Genomic DNA, 14,993 nt, shown 5'->3' on the forward strand with positions numbered 1-14,993 from the left:
CCCACCTTGGCCTGGCTGCAATCATTGGCCGGGCACACGCCGTTGATCCAGATCTGCCCGTTGCCCAGCATCACCCCCTGCCCGTTGACGAACACGCCCTCGAACGTCTGCGCGGCGATGGTCTTGGCGATATCGGCGGTGATGATGCGGTCGTACTCGCGCTCGAAGGTGGCGGCATCGGCCACCTTGCGCTTCTTGCCGCCCACGTTGACGTTCACCGGATACAGCGCCAGCGCGGCGACGGCCTTGGCATCATGCGCAGCCACGCCCTTCTTCAGGGCCGTGAACACCGCTTCGTAACGGGGCGCATCGCCGAGCAGGCGCTCGATGCGCTGGCGTACATCGCCATCGGTGTCGGCATCGATGTCCCCCGCAGCGGCCGCCGCTGATGCGGGCTCCGTCGCTGGCAGGGGGTCGGTCGCGGCCGGCGGCGCCGTGGCGTCTACCGCATCGGGGGACAGGCCAGCGACCGGGGCATCCTCGCTGGGCGTGGCCGTGGCGGCTGGCGGCGAGGTGGCCGGGGCAGCCCCGTCAGCCGCCGGCGGTGCCGGCTGCGAACATGCCGCCAGCAACAGGGTAGGTAGCAGGATTCGGATCACACGCATGCTCGGCTCCATCGGTTTCGCAAGGACGCCAGCGTACCCGCCCCCCTGTCAGCCGCCAATGACGGCCACCGGGTAGCGCCGACCGTTGGTCGGCTGCGTTCATCGAAGGGGGGACTGGAACGTGGGCGGTGGCGCGTAAGAGCAGCCGACCAACGGTCGGCTCTACGTTGACGGCTACCGCGTAGAGCCGACCGTTGGTCGGCTGCGTTCATCGAGGGCGGATTGGAACGTGGGCGGTGGCGCGTAAAGGCAGCCGACCAACGGTCGGCTCTACGGTTGACGGCCGCCGCGTAGAGCCGACCGTTGGTCGGCTGCGTTCATCGAGGGGGGACTTCAACGTGGGCGGTGGCACGTAAGAGCAGCCGACCAACGGTCGGCTCTACGATTGACGGCCACCGCGTAGAGCCGACCGTTGGTCGGCTGCGTTCATCCAGGGCGGACTGGAGTGTGGGCGGTGGCACGTAAGAGCAGCCGACCAACGGTCGGCTCTACGGGGCCGCCGCCGTGCTTTCAGCCGGCCAGCAGCTCGAAGATCACCGGCTCGCCGCTCGCCGACGACGCGCACACCCACAGCTCGAACTGGCCGGGCTCGGCGCGGAACACGCCATCGCGGCCGGTGAAGCCCAGCGCGTGGCGGTCCAGGGTGAATACCACCTGGGTGCTCTGGCCCGGCTGCAGCGCTACCTTGCGGAAGTCCTTCAGCTCGCGCACCGGCCGCACGCGGCTGGCCACGCGGTCGTGGATGTACAGCTGCACCACTTCCTCGCCCGCCACCGCACCGGTATTGGTCAGCGTGGTGCTGATGGTCAGGCTGTCGTCCCAGCCCAGGGTCTGGCTGCTCAGCTGCGGCACGCCATAGCCGAAGGTGGTGTAGCCCACGCCATGGCCGAACGGGTACAGCGCCTCGTTCGGGATCTCGCGCCAGCGCGCCTTGAACTCGGACATCGTCGGCAACTCCGGGCGACCGGTGCGCGGGTGGTTGTAGAAGAACGGCTGCTGGCCCGACACCTGCGGGAAGCTCACCGGCAGGCGCCCGGACGGGTTGTAATCGCCGAACAGCACATCGGCCACCGCGTGGCCGGTCTGGGTGCCCAGGTACCAGGTGATCGCCACGGCGTGCGCGTTGCGCACCGCGCCCTGCAGCGCCAGCGCGCGGCCATTGCGCAGCAGCACCACCAGCGGCTTGCCGGTCATCGCCACCGCTTCGGCCAGCGCCTGCTGCGCCGCCGGCAGGGTGATTTCCACGCGCGACTGCGCTTCGCCGCTGTAACGCTGCGGCTCGCCCAGCGCCAGCACCACCACGTCGGCGCGCAGCGCGGCGGCCACGGCCTGCTCGATGCCATCCTGCACGGCCGCTTCGAGGTCGCAGCCGGGCACGATTTCCAACAGCGCCTCATCGCCGATCGCCGCGCGCACGCCGGTTTCCAGGCTCACGTAGCGCGCCTTGTCGCCGAACAGCGTCCAGCAGCCCTCGATGTTCTCGCGGTCCTGCACGAACGGGCCGATCAACGCGATCTTCTGGCCGGTCTTCTTCAGCGGCAGCACCGCGTCGGTGTTCTTGAGCAGCACGATCGAGCGACGCGCGGCATCGCGCGAGAGTGCGTCGTGCGCGGCGATATGCGCGGTCGACGCTTCGCGGTCCAAGTCCAGCGAGCGGTAGGGGTCGTCGAACAGGCCGATGGCGTCCTTCAGGCGCAGGATGCGGCGCACCGATTCATCCAGCGTGGCCATCGGCACCTCGCCGCTTTCGATCAGGCCCGGCAGGTGCTCGGCATAGAAGCCGCTCTGCATGCTCAGGTCCAGGCCGGCGGTGAAGGCCTTGGCGGTGGCATCGCGGTCGTCGGCGGCATAGCCATGCGCGACCAGCTCCATGTCGGCGGTGTAGTCGGAGATCACCACGCCCGGGAACTTCCACTCACCGCGCAGGATGTCGGTGAGCAGTTCGGCGTTGGCGCTGGCCGGTACGCCGTTGATGTCGTTGAAGGAGGACATCACCGTCAGTGCGCCGGCGTCGAAGGCGGCCTGGAACGGCGGCAGGTGCACGTCGCGCAGGGTCTGCGGCGAGATGTCGACCATATTGTATTCCATGCCGGCCATCACCGCGCCGTAGGCGGCGAAGTGCTTGGGCGTGGCCAGCAGCGCATCGGCGGCGCGCAGGTCCGGGCCCTGGAAGCCGCGCACGCGGGCGGCGGCAAAGCGGCAGCCCAGCACCACGTCTTCACCGGCGCCCTCGGCACCACGGCCCCAGCGCTGGTCGCGGGCGATGTCCACCGCCGGCGCGTAGGTCCAGTGCAGACCGGCAGCAGTGGCTTCCACCGCGGTGGCGCGGGCGGTGCGCTCGGCCAGGTCCGGCTCGAAGCTGGCCGCTTCGCCCAGCGGGATCGGGAACACGGTGCGCATGCCGTGGATGACATCGGCGGCCAGGATCACCGGAATGCCCAGGCGGCTTTCTTCCAGCGCGACCTGCTGGATGCGGCGACCGGCTTCCACGCCCACGCCGTTGAACAGCGACCCCACCTTGCCCTCGCGCACCTGCTGCAGCACCTGGTCGGCGTTGAGCACGTTGGCTTCCGGATTCACGTCCGGGGCGAACGGCCGGACCATGTCGGCGAACACACCCAGCTGGCCGACTTTTTCTTCGACGGTCATCTGGGCAATGAGGGTTTCGATACGATCGGCGGCCACCGGCTGTCCTTATGAAAACGTTTACAAGGCCGGGATTCTAGCGTTCCCGGACCCGTTGTGAATGATTTTGGCGTTCATTTTTCTTCCCGCGGGGGAAGCGCCCGTCGCCGCGAGCACCGCGACGCTGGCTCAGGAGCTTACTCTGCGGCGGCCAAGCGCTGCTGCCCCGCCATCAACATGGCATCGCTGGAGGCCTGGAACACGCGCAGCCCAAAGGCCGGCAGGATCGCCAGCAGGTGGTCGAACACGTCCGACTGCACGCCTTCGTACTCACCCCAGGCGGTGCTGCGGGTGAAGCAGTAGATCTCCAGCGGCAGGCCTTCGGTGGTCGGCTGCAGTTGCCGTACCAGCAAGGTCATGTCCGTATGGATGCCCGGGTGCTGCTGCAAGTAGCGCTCCACATAGGCGCGGAAGGTACCCAGGTTGGTGACCCGGCGCGCGTTGACCGCCGCCATGCCCTTGGCCTGCAGCCCGGCATTCCACTGCTGCAGCTCGGCCTGCTTGTCGCGCAGGTAGTCGCCCAGCACCGCGAACTGCTCCAGCTGCGCCAGCATCGGCGCCTCCACGAACCCCACGCTGTGCTGGTCCAGGTACAGCGCGCGCTTGATCCGGCGCCCGCCCGCCTCCTGCATGCCGCGCCAGTTCTTGAACGACTCGGTGACCAGCTTCTTGGTCGGAATGGTGGTGATGGTCTTGTCGAAGTTCTGCACGGTGATGGTGTGCAGGGCGATATCGATCACATCGCCATCGGCGTTCTGGCTGGGCATCTCGATCCAGTCGCCCAGCCGCACCCGGCCATCGCCGCTGATCTGCACGCTGGCCACCAGCGACAGGATGGTGTCCTGGAAGATCAGCATCAGCACCGCGGTGGCCGCGCCCAGGCCGGTCACCAGGTAACGCAGGTCCACGCCGGCCAGGGTGGCGACGATCGACAGCCCGGCGATGACGAAGATGACGATCTTGGCCACCTGCAGGTAGCCCTTGATCGGCTTGTTGCGTGCGTCGGGGCGGCGCTCGTAGATGTCGTTGGCCGCATCCAGCGCGTGCGAGATCGCCAGCGTCACGGTCAGGATCGCCCAGGCCTGGCAGGCCCCGATGACGAAGGCCACCAGCGGCGGCGGCAGGTCGGGCACCACGGTGATGCCGGCGGCGATGACCTGGCTGGGCACCACGTTGGACAACCGCGACACCACCCGCATCACGTTGCTGCCGCGCCCGCCGTGGGCGGCGCCGCCGGGCAGGCGATTGATCAACCCGCGCAGGCCGCGCAGCAGGATTTTCTTGGTGACGAAATTGGCCAGCCACGCCGCCAGCGCCAGCAGGCACAGCACCGCGCCCGTATAGGCCCACGGCCAGGGTTCCAGCGCGCGCTGCAGGTCGTCCAGCCAACGTACCGCCACTACTGCATTCAACATCGTGTATCGATCTCCGTTTGGGGGCTGTCAGGGGTGTGCCGGGGACGGCGCGCTGCGCTCGATGATCACGCCCACCGCGCGCGCACCGCGCACCGCACCGGGCTTGCTCAGCTTGAGCCGCAGCCACTCCACCTTGAATTCACGCAGCACGATCTCGGCGATGCGCTCGGCCAGGGTTTCAACCAGGCCGAAATCGGACTCGCGCACGAACTGCTCGATGCGCTTGCTCACCGCCTTGTAGTTGAGCGTATCGGCGATGTCGTCGCTGGCAGCCGGGCGGCGATTGTCGAAGCCCATTTCCAGGTCGAAACGCAGGGTCTGGCGGATCCGCCGTTCCCAGTCGTAGATGCCGATCAGGGCATCGATCTCGAGCCCTTCGATGAATACCTTGTCCATAGCCATGCCACGTGGAAGATGCCGGACATGGTAACGGCCCGGCCCGGAACGTGCCGGGAACCAGGGGCAGGCGCCCTGGTGCAGCGCCCGAGGCGGAAAAGACAAAGGGCCCCTTTCGGGACCCTTTGCTTACCTCTTGTCCCCGGGGGGAGATGGGATTCCCATCCGCGAGTCCCGGTGGCGCGCAGGCGGAAAATTACGGGGCCGACCCGGCCGCGTCAACCATTGTTGACGCAAAACGGGACGGGGCGCGTGGTTTGCGACGCCTCAATTGAACGCGGCAATCGAATGAGGAAAAACGGTAATCAGAACAATCACGCAACGGCCGGATTCCCGATGCCCGGCATCCAGCCACGCTCGTAGCCTCGATCGTCTCCAGGGACCAGGGATGCGATGACCATGCAGATCGAAGATGCCGTGAAGCGGGCGCTGTCAGCCGACCGGATGGGCACGTACGAGAACGCTGTGGCCCGCCTCGATACCCGTAGTAGCCCGCTTGAACTGTATCTGTGGAATGCCCGTATTTCCGCCGCCTTCCTGGTGCCGCTGCATATCGGCGAAGTGGTCATCCGCAACGCGGTTTCAGATGCACTGACCCGGATTCACGGGCCACGATGGCCGTGGGTGCAGGGCTTCGCCGACAGCCTGCCCAGTCCAAGCAGCGGCTACAACCCACGCCGTGAACTGCAACGCGCGACCACACGCTGCAGTCACGGCACCGCGCAGGTTGTCTCCACGCTCAGCTTCGTGTTTTGGCAGAAGATGTTCACGCAACGCTTCGATGTCCGGGTGTGGTCACGATGCATGGGGACCGTACTTCCCGGCGCCAGCGAGGCTGCGCCCCGGCATGTCACCCGCGCCCGCATACACAATGATCTGGAGCAGATCCGGCGGCTGCGCAACCGTATCGCCCACCATGAACCCATCTTTGCGCGTGCCTTGGACGAGGATTTCGCCGCCATCCAGCGGCTGGTGGCGCTGCGCTGTACACGCACCGCCGATTGGATGGCCGGGCATGAGGCCGTCACCCCGCTCCTCCGCAATCGCCCGCCGTGACCGGCGGAGTACTCACACCGCCGGCAGCGTCGCCATATCCCAGCGCGGGGTGACCTGCACCTGCGGCGGGGTGTGCTGGCCGGCCTCCAGGCGCAGCGCGCCGGCGAAGGCGATCATCGCGCCGTTGTCGGTGCACAGCGACGGGCGCGGGAAGCAGGCGCGGCCGCCGCGGCGGGCGGCCATCTGCTGCAGCTTGGCGCGCAGGCGCTTGTTGGCGCCCACGCCGCCGGCCACCACGATCACATCGGTGCCGGCCGCATCCAGCGCGCGCTCGCACTTGATCGCCAGGGTATCGACCACCGCGTCTTCAAAGCCACGGGCGATGTCGGCCCGGGTCTGCTCGCTCTGGTCGCTATCGCGCCAGGCCAGCAGCACCTGGGTCTTCAGGCCGGAGAAGCTGAAATCCAGCCCCGGGCGGTCGGTCATGGGGCGGGTGAACTTGAATCGCCCCGGGGTGCCGCGCTCGGCCAGCGCAGCCAACTGCGGCCCGCCCGGGTACGGCAGGCCCATCAGCTTGGCGGTCTTGTCGAAGGCCTCGCCCGCCGCGTCGTCCAGGGTCTCGCCAAGCAGGCGGTACTGGCCGATCCGGTCCACGGCCACCAGTTGGGTGTGACCGCCAGACACCAGCAGGGCGACGAACGGTGCCTGCGGCGGGTCGTCTTCCATCAGCGGGGCCAGCAGGTGCCCCTCCATATGATGTACGCCGACCGCCGGCACCTCCAGCGCCCAGGCCAGCGAACGGGCCACGCCCGCGCCCACCAGCAACGCCCCGACCAGGCCGGGGCCGGCCGTGTAGGCCACCCCGTCGATGTCGGCCACGTCCATCCCGGCCTCGGCCAGGGTCTGCCGGATCAGCGGCAGCAGCTTGCGCACGTGGTCGCGGCTGGCCAGTTCAGGCACCACCCCGCCGTACTCGGCGTGAAGGGCGATCTGGCTGTAGACCGCATGGGCGCGCAGGGCGTCCGGGCCGGCCAGGGCGGTGTCGTACACCGCCACGCCGGTCTCATCGCAGGAAGATTCGATACCAAGGACTCGCATACCGGGTATTATGGACCGCTGAGGCCCCGGCAGCGTTACCGCCAGCCCACCCGACACCACCTGTGGCCAAGAAGTTCGCCGGGGTGGGTTGCAACTTCTTTTGTCGCCGCTATAATGTGCGGCTCTCACCGGGCGTGACCCGGTTCTACTGTGTCCCGGAGATTCCATGCCCAGCGTTAAAGTCCGCGAGAACGAGCCCTTCGAGTTTGCGCTCCGTCGCTTCAAGCGCACCTGCGAAAAGGCCGGCGTGCTGGCCGAAACCCGCAAGCGCGAGTTCTACGAAAAGCCGACCCAGGAGCGCAAGCGTAAGGCTGCTGCTGCTGTGAAGCGTCAGCTGCGTCGCTCCTCGCGCGACGTCACCAAGCGTCAGCGCCTGTACTGATCTACGCAACTTCGATGCGGCAGGCCCTGTGTCTGTCGCGGCGGAGCCGAAGCCGGAACGCGCGAGCGTTACCGGCTTTTTGCGTTCCAGTCGTTCTGGCGTCCGTCCCGCACTTTTGACCGATACGAGGTGTTCCATGAGCCTGAAACAGCAGCTCACCGATGACATGAAGGCGGCCATGAAGGCCGGCGAGAAGCACCGCCTGGGCGTGATCCGCCTGATGCTGGCCGATATCAAGCGCAAGGAAGTGGACGAGCGCATCGAGCTGGACGACGCCGCCGTACTGGCCGTGCTGGAAAAGATGGTCAAGCAGCGCAAGGATTCGGTCAGCCAGTTCGAAGCGGCCAACCGCGAAGACCTGGCGGTCATCGAGCGCGAGGAAATCCTGGTCATCGACCAGTACCTGCCGACCAAGCTGGGCGAAGCCGAGATCGTGGCCGCCATCCAGGCCGCCATCGCCGAAACCGGCGCAGCCAGCCCCGCCGACATCGGCAAGCTGATGGGTGCACTCAAGCCCAAGCTTGCCGGCCAGGCCGACATGGGCCTGGTATCCAAGCTGGTCAAGCAGCAACTGGCCGGGTGATCGGCGCCGGGTAGCGACCCACGGTCGCTACCTGCCCGGCCGGATGCGCCAACATCCGGCACCGCCGGCATTGCGGCAGGCACCGTGCGTGGGTGGTGGTGCATCGACGCACGCCCCGCTTCACCCCGCCTTCGACCCACGCCTGCAAAAATCGGTGGCATGTCTTCACTGCCGCCCGCCCCCGCTCCCGACGCCGCTCCCACGCCCGCCCACGCCGGCGTGCCGCAACGCCTGCACAAGTACGTCGACCGGCTGCAACGCAGCTTCCCGATGGCCGTGGGCAAGCGCTTCGTCGATATCGACGTGCTCACCCAGGCCGCCTCGGTCTCCTTCTACGCCCTGCTCTCGATGGCGCCGTTGCTGGTGCTGCTGCTGTGGCTGACGGCCTCGCTGTACCCGCCCGCGCAGCAGGCCCTGATCACGCAGATCAACGACGTGGCCGGCAGCAGTGCCGCCACCGTCGCCGACACCGTGCTCAAGAACGCCGACAACCAGCCCGATGTGGGTTCGCTGGCCGGCGTGTGGAGCACCCTGTTGTTGTTCATCGGCGCCACGGCGGTGTTTGCCCAGTTGCAGAACGCGCTGAACCTGATCTTCAACACCAGTGGCGAGCGCCTCGACGGCCTCGTGGCCTGGCTGCGCAAGCGCGTGTTCTCGTTCGGCGTGGTGCTGGCGCTGGGCTTCCTGCTGATCCTGTCGATGACCGCCACCACCATGCTGCAGGTCGCCTTCGCACAGCTGCCCTCGGTGCTGCCGGCGGTGGGCTACCTGACCAGCCTGGCGCTGTATACGGTGGGCTTCGCCTTCCTCTACCACTACCTGCCCGACCGCCGCGTCGCGTGGCGCCAGGCGTTCATCGGCGGGGCGATCACCTCGGCGTTGTTCGCGCTGGGCCGCTACGCCATCGGCCTGTACATCGCCACCGTCGCCCCGGGCAGCGCGTACGGCTCGATGGGCGCGCTGGTGATCTCGCTGGTGTGGATCTACTACGCCACCGTGGTGTTCTTCGTGGGCGCGCTGATGACGGCAGTGATCGACGAGCGCCTGCGCGCGCGTCACCACCTGGCCGTGGCCGGGATCCCCGAGCCGAAACCGGGCGAAGCGACCGGCAGCTAGTAGACTAGTCCGACCCCCGCTTCCGCGCGTGGCCGTCGCCGGCCATGCCCCTGCCTGCTGCCCATGGCCCGTATCCCCGACGCATTCATCGACGACCTGCTGGCCCGCTCCGACATCGTCGAGGTGGTGGGCAGCCGCGTGCCGTTGAAGCGCCAGGGCAAGGAGTACGCCGCGCGCTGCCCGTTCCATGACGAGCGCTCGGCCTCGTTCACGGTCTCGCCCACCAAGCAGTTCTACCACTGCTTCGGCTGCGGCGCGCATGGCACCGCGATCAGCTTCCTGATGAATTACGACCGCCTCGAGTTCCTCGACGCGGTCGACGAACTGGCCAAGCGCGTGGGCATGGAAGTGCCGCGCGACACCCAGCCGCGCACCGCCCAGCAGCAGGACGACAGCCGCGAGCTGTACTCGGCGCTGGATGCGGCCACGCGCTTTTTCCAGAAGTCGCTGGAAGGCAGCGACAAGGCCCGCGCCTACCTCGACCAGCGTGGCGTGGACGAAGAAAACCGTACCCGCTTTGCGATCGGCTACGCGCCTGACGGCTACAGCGCACTGAAGGATGCGCTGGGCAAGGACGAGCGGCGCATGAAGCTGCTGGACCGCGCCGGGCTGTTTTCCAAGAACGATCGCGGCCACGTCTACGACAAGTTCCGCGACCGGGTGATGTTCCCGATCTTCGACCGCCGCGGCCGGGTGATCGCCTACGGCGGCCGGGTCATGGAGAAGGATGACGGCCCCAAGTACCTCAACTCGCCCGAGACCGCGCTGTTCCACAAGGGCCGCGAACTGTACGGCCTGTGGCAGGTGCGCCAGGCCAACCAGAAGATCGAGCGGCTGATCGTGGTCGAAGGCTACATGGACGTGGTCTCGCTGTTCCAGTACGGGGTCACCCAGGCGGTGGCCACGCTGGGCACGGCCACCACGCCGGACCACGCCGAGCTGCTGTTCCGCAATGCGCCGGACGTGTTCTTCTGCTTCGACGGTGACGCCGCTGGCCGCCGTGCAGGCTGGCGCGCGCTGGAGTCGGTGCTGCCGCGCATGAAGGACGGCCGCCAGGCGTTCTTCCTGTTCCTGCCCGATGGCGAAGACCCCGACACCATCGTGCGCAAGGAGGGCCGCGAGGCCTTCGATGCGCGCCTGCAGCAGGCCACCCCGCTGTCGCAGTTCTTCTTCGACGAGCTCACCCGCGAGGTCAACATGGCCACGCTGGATGGCAAGGCGCGGCTGGCCGAGCGGGCCAAGCCGATGCTGGCGCAGATCCCCGATGGCGCCTTTGGCGACCTGATGAAGCAACAGCTGACCACGCTGACCGGGCTGGGTGCCAAGCCCAGCGCCGCTGCACAGCCCTCGCGCCCGCCCTCGCGCGCGGTCGCGCCCACCCAGCGGCGCAGCCTGGTGCGCGCGGCGATCGCGATCCTGCTGCAGCAGCCGTCGTTGGCGATGACCCTGGAAGGGCATCACTTCAACGGCCTGCGCCTGCCCGGCATCGAGCTGCTGCTGGAGTTGCTGGGCCTGGTGGAGCAGCGCCCGGACATCAGCACCGGCGCGCTGCTGGAGCACTTCGAGGGCCGCGAAGAACAGGAGTCGCTGCACAAACTGGCCGCGCAGACCTTGCCTGGCGACGAGGCGATGTGGACCCAGGAACTGCACGATGCCGTGGCCCAGCTGGAAAAACAGCTGTTGATGCAACGCCTTGACGAGCTTCAGGCAAAGCAGGGCCAGCAGGGTCTGGACGATACTGACAAGTACGAGCTGCGTGAACTGCTGAAGGCGCGCAGCACCCTCCGCTTCTGACTGACGGAGCCGCCATGGCGCTTCCCACCGTGAATCCCGTCGCAGCGTTCGCCCGCTGCCTGTTGCGTGGCACGCTGGCCACCCTGATCGCGCTGGCCCCGTGCGCTTGGGCCAGCGAGCTGCCCTTCGCGCAGCCACGCCCCCAGCTCTACAGCGCGGGCCAGCCCAGCGCCGCGCAGCTGCACCAGGCCGCCGACGCCGGCGTGCGCACCGTGATCGACCTGCGTCAGCCCGAGGAAGATCGGGGTTTCGATGAGACCACTGCCGCCGAACGGCTGGGCCTGCGCTACGTGCGCATCCCGGTGGCCGGCGCCGCCGGCCTCACCGAGGCCAACGCACGCGCACTCCACGCCGTGCTGGAGAACAGCCAGGGACCGGTGCTGGTGCACTGCGCCTCCGGCAACCGCGCCGGTGCCTTGCTGGCGCTGCTGCAGGCACGCCAGGGAGCTTCGCTGGACCAGGCCCTGGAATTCGGCCGCAAGGCCGGCATGACCTCGCTGGAGGCGCCCACCCGCGCGCGCATCGAACAGGCCGGCGCGCGTTGAGCCCGCGCGCGTTCCCGCATTCCTTTCCCCCCATGACAGGAGCATGCCGCGCATGAAGCCCTGGTGGTCGCGCCTGCGACCGGACAACTTCACCCTCGCCCTGCTCGGCACCGTGCTGCTGGCCTCCCTCCTGCCGATGCACGGCGCGGCGGCGATGGTGCTCGACGACGTCACCGACGTGGCCATCGCCGCGCTGTTCTTCCTGCACGGCGCGCGCCTGCCGCGTGAGTCGATCGTGGCCGGCGTCCTGCACTGGCGCCTGCACCTGACCATCCTGGCCTGCACCTTTGTGCTGTTCCCGCTGCTGGGGCTGCTGTTCAAACCACTGGATGGCTGGCTGCTCACGCCCGAGCTGTACATCGGAGTGCTGTTCCTGTGCGCGCTGCCGTCCACCGTGCAGTCGTCCATCGCCTTCACCTCGATGGCGCGCGGCAACGTCCCGGCGGCGGTCTGCAGCGCCTCGCTGTCGAGCATCCTCGGCGTGTTCCTCACCCCGCTGCTGTTGGCCCTGCTGGCCGGCACCGAGGGCGGCATGCACAACCCGGTGCAGGCCATCGTCAGCATCATGCTGCAGCTGCTGGTGCCATTCGTGGCCGGCCACCTGTTGCGCCCATGGATTGCCGGCTGGGTGGAGCGCCAGCGCGCGCTGCTGCGCTACACCGACCAGGCCACCATCCTGCTGGTGGTGTATTCGGCGTTCGGCGAGGCCGTCAGCGAAGGCCTGTGGAGCAAGACGCCGCTGCTGTCGCTGCTGACCGTGGCGGTCGTGGCCGCCGTCCTGCTCGGCATCGCGATGCCGCTGATCCGCTTCATCGCACGCCGGCTGGACTTCGACCGCGAAGACGAGATCACCATCCTGTTCTGCGGGTCCAAGAAGAGCCTCGCCACGGGCGTTCCGATCGCCAAGGTGTTGTTCGCTGGCGGCAGCCTGGGCGCGATCGTGTTGCCGATCATGATCTACCACCAGATCCAGCTCATCGTCTGCGCGATGATCGCCCAGCGGTATGCGCGTGATCCAATCGCGCCGGCCCCGGACATCGGTCGAGACTGACACGCTGGCGCGCCGGTCATCGGTCCGGACTGAACTGTGCGCCGCTTGTGGACGTGGCCTCGGCCTGACTCGCGCCAGGGTGTGCGCCTGCTGCTCCGATGAATACCGTTCCAGCCAACCAAGGCGGGTGCCGTACCGGCGATGGCGTCCGTCGCGCGATGACACCGTCAGGTGCTTGCAAGCGCCTGCGCGATGCATCACCCCATCGCCCGCCGCCTGTCGCTTACAACCAGGGCAGCATCCAGTGGTCCACCATCAGGAAGGCGAACAGCGCCATCAGGTAAAAGATGGAGTAGCCGAACATCTTCATCGAGAACAGTTCGTCCGGCGGGTTGAGCATGCGCCACGCGTACCAGAGGAACACCGCGTTGAGCACGATCGCCCCGCCGAGGTAGAACACGCCGCTCATGCCGAGTACCACCGGCAGAATGCTCACCACGGCCAGCGCGATCGAATACACCATGATCGACTTGCGGGTATACGCCACGCCGTGGGTGACCGGCAGCATCGGGATTTCCGCCTTGGCGTAATCCTCGCGGCGGAAGATCGCCAGTGCCCAGAAATGCGGCGGGGTCCAGATGAAGATGATCAGCACCAGCAGCGACGCATAGGCCCAGTCCCACGGGCCCTGCATCCCCGTGATCGCCGCCCAGCCGAGCAACGGCGGGGTGGCACCGGCGAGGCCGCCGATGACGATGTTCTGCGAGGTCGCGCGCTTGAGGTACACGGTGTAGATCACCGCGTAACCGATAAGCGAGGCGAAGGTGAGCACCGCAGTGATGACATTGACCCAGACCACCAGGATCGTCATCGACAACGCGATCAGGATGCCGGCGAACACCAGCACCTGCCACGGCTTGACCTTGCCCACCACCAACGGACGCCACGAGGTGCGCGCCATCTGCGCGTCGATGCGCGCGTCCAGCAGCTGGTTGATCGCCGCGGCGGCCGAGGCGGCCAGCCAGATGCCAAGGAAGCCCAGCGCGCCGTCGATGGCCTGCTGCGCGGTAGGCACCCCCGGAATGGCCAGGAACATCCCGACCAGTGCGGTGAACACGATCAGGGCGACGACCTTCGGCTTGGTCAGGTCCCAGTACTGACGGTAACTGGCCATGCCGTCAGCCTGCCTGCACGGTGGACGACGCGGCGACGGCCTTGCCGTCCGCATCCGGCGCGCGCAGGCGTGCCAGCAACGTCACCAGCACGAACAGCAGCGCCACGGCCCCGCCGCTGTGCGCGACGGCCACTTCCAGCGGCACGGCCAACTTGACGTTGAGGATGCCCAGGGTGATCTGCAGCACCACCAGCAGGCCCAGTGCGCTGGCCCAGCCGCGCATGCTCGGCAGCTTGAACAGGCGCACCGACAGCCACAGCAGGTACACCGCCACCACGATCGCCATCATCCGGTGCGCCAGCTGGATCGCGATCCGCGAGGCACCATCGAGCACGCCGCCTTCGTAGTCCACGCCGATGCCGCGCCACAGGGTGAAGCCTTCCTTGAAATCATGCTGCGGCCACCACTGGCTGACGCAACGCGGGAAGTTGTCCAGCGACGCACTGCCACCGCCGCAGGCCAGCGCGGCGTAATTGGCGCTGACCCAGCCGCCCAGCGCGATCTGCAGCACCAGCACGGCCACGCCGGCCCGGATCAGCCACTTGAGCTTCGGTGCTTCCACCAGCGTGATCGGCATGTGCGTGGCACGCCACGCCATCCACACCAGCAGGCTGAACATCAACATGCCGCCGAGCAGGTGCCCCATCACCACGATCGGCTTGAGCAGCCAGGTCACCGTCCACATGCCCAGCAGCGCCTGGAAGATCACCACCGCCAGGGTCAGCAATGCGGCGCGGGCGAGGTCGATGTTGTTCCAGCGCAGCGCGGCGATCAGCAGGATGGCCTCGCCGAGGATGGCCAGGATGCTGGCCGGTACGTGCATGCCCATCATGTACAGCGGTATGCCGGTGGCCACCAGCACGCATGCGGTCACCACCGCGGTGCTGCCCCAGCGGCGACGACGCGTGGCCAGCAGCGCCAGGGTGAGGATCTCGATGCCGAGCGCGCCAGCCAGGAAGCGGTGGACCTGCTCGCGCCAGGCCTTGTGCGTTTCCAGCGGCCGGATCTTGGCGGCCTCGTGGCCCACCACGTCGGCGGCATGCTGCGGCCAGGTGACCCGGCCATAGCAGGTCGGCCAGTCCGGGCAGCTCAGGCCCGCATCGGACAGGCGCACGAACGAACCGAACATGATCGTGCTGGCGGTCATGATCAGCGCAAACCACGCCAGACGGTGGAAATTGCGGTGCAGCACCGGGCGTGCGGAAAGGCTCAT

Annotated in this window: 14 protein-coding genes; 7 read left to right on the top strand and 7 right to left on the bottom strand. The window is 67.8% G+C overall.

Going from position 1 to position 14,993, the window contains the following annotated elements; translation table 11 throughout:
• The 4 genes from AC06FD_RS20145 to folB all read right to left on the bottom strand — a co-directional run.
• The coding region (locus AC06FD_RS20145) for a hypothetical protein (RefSeq protein ID WP_478078716.1) at positions 1-605 on the bottom strand (605 nt) is incomplete at its 3' end.
• 510 nt (positions 606-1,115) lie between these two features.
• Positions 1,116-3,290, bottom strand: coding sequence for a glycoside hydrolase family 3 N-terminal domain-containing protein (locus AC06FD_RS20150; protein WP_478078717.1), 2,175 nt, complete (start codon positions 3,288-3,290; stop codon positions 1,116-1,118).
• A gap of 137 nt (positions 3,291-3,427) precedes the next feature.
• A complete protein-coding gene (locus tag AC06FD_RS20155; protein ID WP_394164883.1) occupies positions 3,428-4,705 on the bottom strand; it encodes a mechanosensitive ion channel family protein in 1,278 nt (425 codons plus the stop codon).
• A 27-nt stretch (positions 4,706-4,732) separates the two neighbouring features.
• Positions 4,733-5,101, bottom strand: coding sequence for a dihydroneopterin aldolase (folB, locus tag AC06FD_RS20160; RefSeq protein WP_259210232.1), 369 nt, complete (start codon positions 5,099-5,101; stop codon positions 4,733-4,735).
• Between the two features lie 399 nt (positions 5,102-5,500).
• Here folB and AC06FD_RS20165 point away from each other — a divergent pair, with 399 nt between their 5' ends.
• The gene (locus tag AC06FD_RS20165) at positions 5,501-6,157 is read left to right on the top strand and encodes a hypothetical protein (RefSeq protein ID WP_478078718.1); all 657 of its coding nucleotides are present in this window, start codon (positions 5,501-5,503) and stop codon (positions 6,155-6,157) included.
• Positions 6,158-6,169: 12 nt separating this feature from the next.
• Here AC06FD_RS20165 and tsaD read toward each other — a convergent pair whose 3' ends face one another.
• The gene (tsaD, locus tag AC06FD_RS20170; RefSeq protein WP_394164881.1) at positions 6,170-7,195 is read right to left on the bottom strand and encodes a tRNA (adenosine(37)-N6)-threonylcarbamoyltransferase complex transferase subunit TsaD; all 1,026 of its coding nucleotides are present in this window, start codon (positions 7,193-7,195) and stop codon (positions 6,170-6,172) included.
• A gap of 166 nt (positions 7,196-7,361) precedes the next feature.
• Between tsaD and rpsU the strand changes: the two genes are divergently transcribed.
• The 6 genes from rpsU to AC06FD_RS20200 all read left to right on the top strand — a co-directional run bounded on the left by rpsU (position 7,362) and on the right by AC06FD_RS20200 (position 12,666).
• Positions 7,362-7,577 carry a 30S ribosomal protein S21 gene (gene rpsU / locus AC06FD_RS20175; protein WP_002808376.1) on the top strand — a complete coding sequence of 72 codons (216 nt, stop codon included), beginning with the start codon at positions 7,362-7,364 and terminating at the stop codon, positions 7,575-7,577.
• A gap of 136 nt (positions 7,578-7,713) precedes the next feature.
• Positions 7,714-8,160: a GatB/YqeY domain-containing protein gene (locus AC06FD_RS20180; protein WP_259210229.1), complete on the top strand. Its 447-nt coding sequence runs from the start codon at positions 7,714-7,716 to the stop codon at positions 8,158-8,160.
• Positions 8,161-8,319: 159 nt separating this feature from the next.
• A complete protein-coding gene (locus AC06FD_RS20185) occupies positions 8,320-9,276 on the top strand; it encodes a YihY/virulence factor BrkB family protein (RefSeq protein ID WP_449336078.1) in 957 nt (318 codons plus the stop codon).
• Positions 9,277-9,339: 63 nt separating this feature from the next.
• Positions 9,340-11,070: a DNA primase gene (gene dnaG / locus AC06FD_RS20190; RefSeq protein WP_259210228.1), complete on the top strand. Its 1,731-nt coding sequence runs from the start codon at positions 9,340-9,342 to the stop codon at positions 11,068-11,070.
• 14 nt (positions 11,071-11,084) lie between these two features.
• On the top strand, positions 11,085-11,615 hold the full coding sequence (locus AC06FD_RS20195; protein ID WP_478078719.1) for a protein tyrosine phosphatase family protein: 531 nt from the start codon (positions 11,085-11,087) through the stop codon (positions 11,613-11,615).
• 52 nt (positions 11,616-11,667) lie between these two features.
• Positions 11,668-12,666: a bile acid:sodium symporter family protein gene (locus AC06FD_RS20200; RefSeq protein ID WP_478078720.1), complete on the top strand. Its 999-nt coding sequence runs from the start codon at positions 11,668-11,670 to the stop codon at positions 12,664-12,666.
• Between the two features lie 223 nt (positions 12,667-12,889).
• Here AC06FD_RS20200 and cyoE read toward each other — a convergent pair whose 3' ends face one another.
• Both cyoE and AC06FD_RS20210 read right to left on the bottom strand, forming a co-directional pair.
• The gene (cyoE, locus tag AC06FD_RS20205; RefSeq protein ID WP_259210224.1) at positions 12,890-13,780 is read right to left on the bottom strand and encodes a heme o synthase; all 891 of its coding nucleotides are present in this window, start codon (positions 13,778-13,780) and stop codon (positions 12,890-12,892) included.
• Between the two features lie 4 nt (positions 13,781-13,784).
• Positions 13,785-14,993, bottom strand: coding sequence for a COX15/CtaA family protein (locus AC06FD_RS20210; RefSeq protein WP_259210223.1), 1,209 nt, complete (start codon positions 14,991-14,993; stop codon positions 13,785-13,787).

This window comes from Stenotrophomonas sp. Steno-Z1 (genome assembly GCF_056393175.1).

Coding starts and splice junctions, on each gene's coding strand:
- cyoE (WP_259210224.1), bottom strand. CDS start 13,780: ATGGCCAGTTACCGTCAGTACTGGGACCTGACCAAGCCGAAGGTCGTC.
- AC06FD_RS20155 (WP_394164883.1), bottom strand. CDS start 4,705: ATGTTGAATGCAGTAGTGGCGGTACGTTGGCTGGACGACCTGCAGCGC.
- AC06FD_RS20185 (WP_449336078.1), top strand. CDS start 8,320: ATGTCTTCACTGCCGCCCGCCCCCGCTCCCGACGCCGCTCCCACGCCC.
- AC06FD_RS20195 (WP_478078719.1), top strand. CDS start 11,085: ATGGCGCTTCCCACCGTGAATCCCGTCGCAGCGTTCGCCCGCTGCCTG.
- rpsU (WP_002808376.1), top strand. CDS start 7,362: ATGCCCAGCGTTAAAGTCCGCGAGAACGAGCCCTTCGAGTTTGCGCTC.
- tsaD (WP_394164881.1), bottom strand. CDS start 7,195: ATGCGAGTCCTTGGTATCGAATCTTCCTGCGATGAGACCGGCGTGGCG.
- AC06FD_RS20165 (WP_478078718.1), top strand. CDS start 5,501: ATGCAGATCGAAGATGCCGTGAAGCGGGCGCTGTCAGCCGACCGGATG.
- AC06FD_RS20200 (WP_478078720.1), top strand. CDS start 11,668: ATGAAGCCCTGGTGGTCGCGCCTGCGACCGGACAACTTCACCCTCGCC.
- AC06FD_RS20210 (WP_259210223.1), bottom strand. CDS start 14,993: ATGAGCCTTTCCGCACGCCCGGTGCTGCACCGCAATTTCCACCGTCTG.
- dnaG (WP_259210228.1), top strand. CDS start 9,340: ATGGCCCGTATCCCCGACGCATTCATCGACGACCTGCTGGCCCGCTCC.
- AC06FD_RS20180 (WP_259210229.1), top strand. CDS start 7,714: ATGAGCCTGAAACAGCAGCTCACCGATGACATGAAGGCGGCCATGAAG.
- folB (WP_259210232.1), bottom strand. CDS start 5,101: ATGGACAAGGTATTCATCGAAGGGCTCGAGATCGATGCCCTGATCGGC.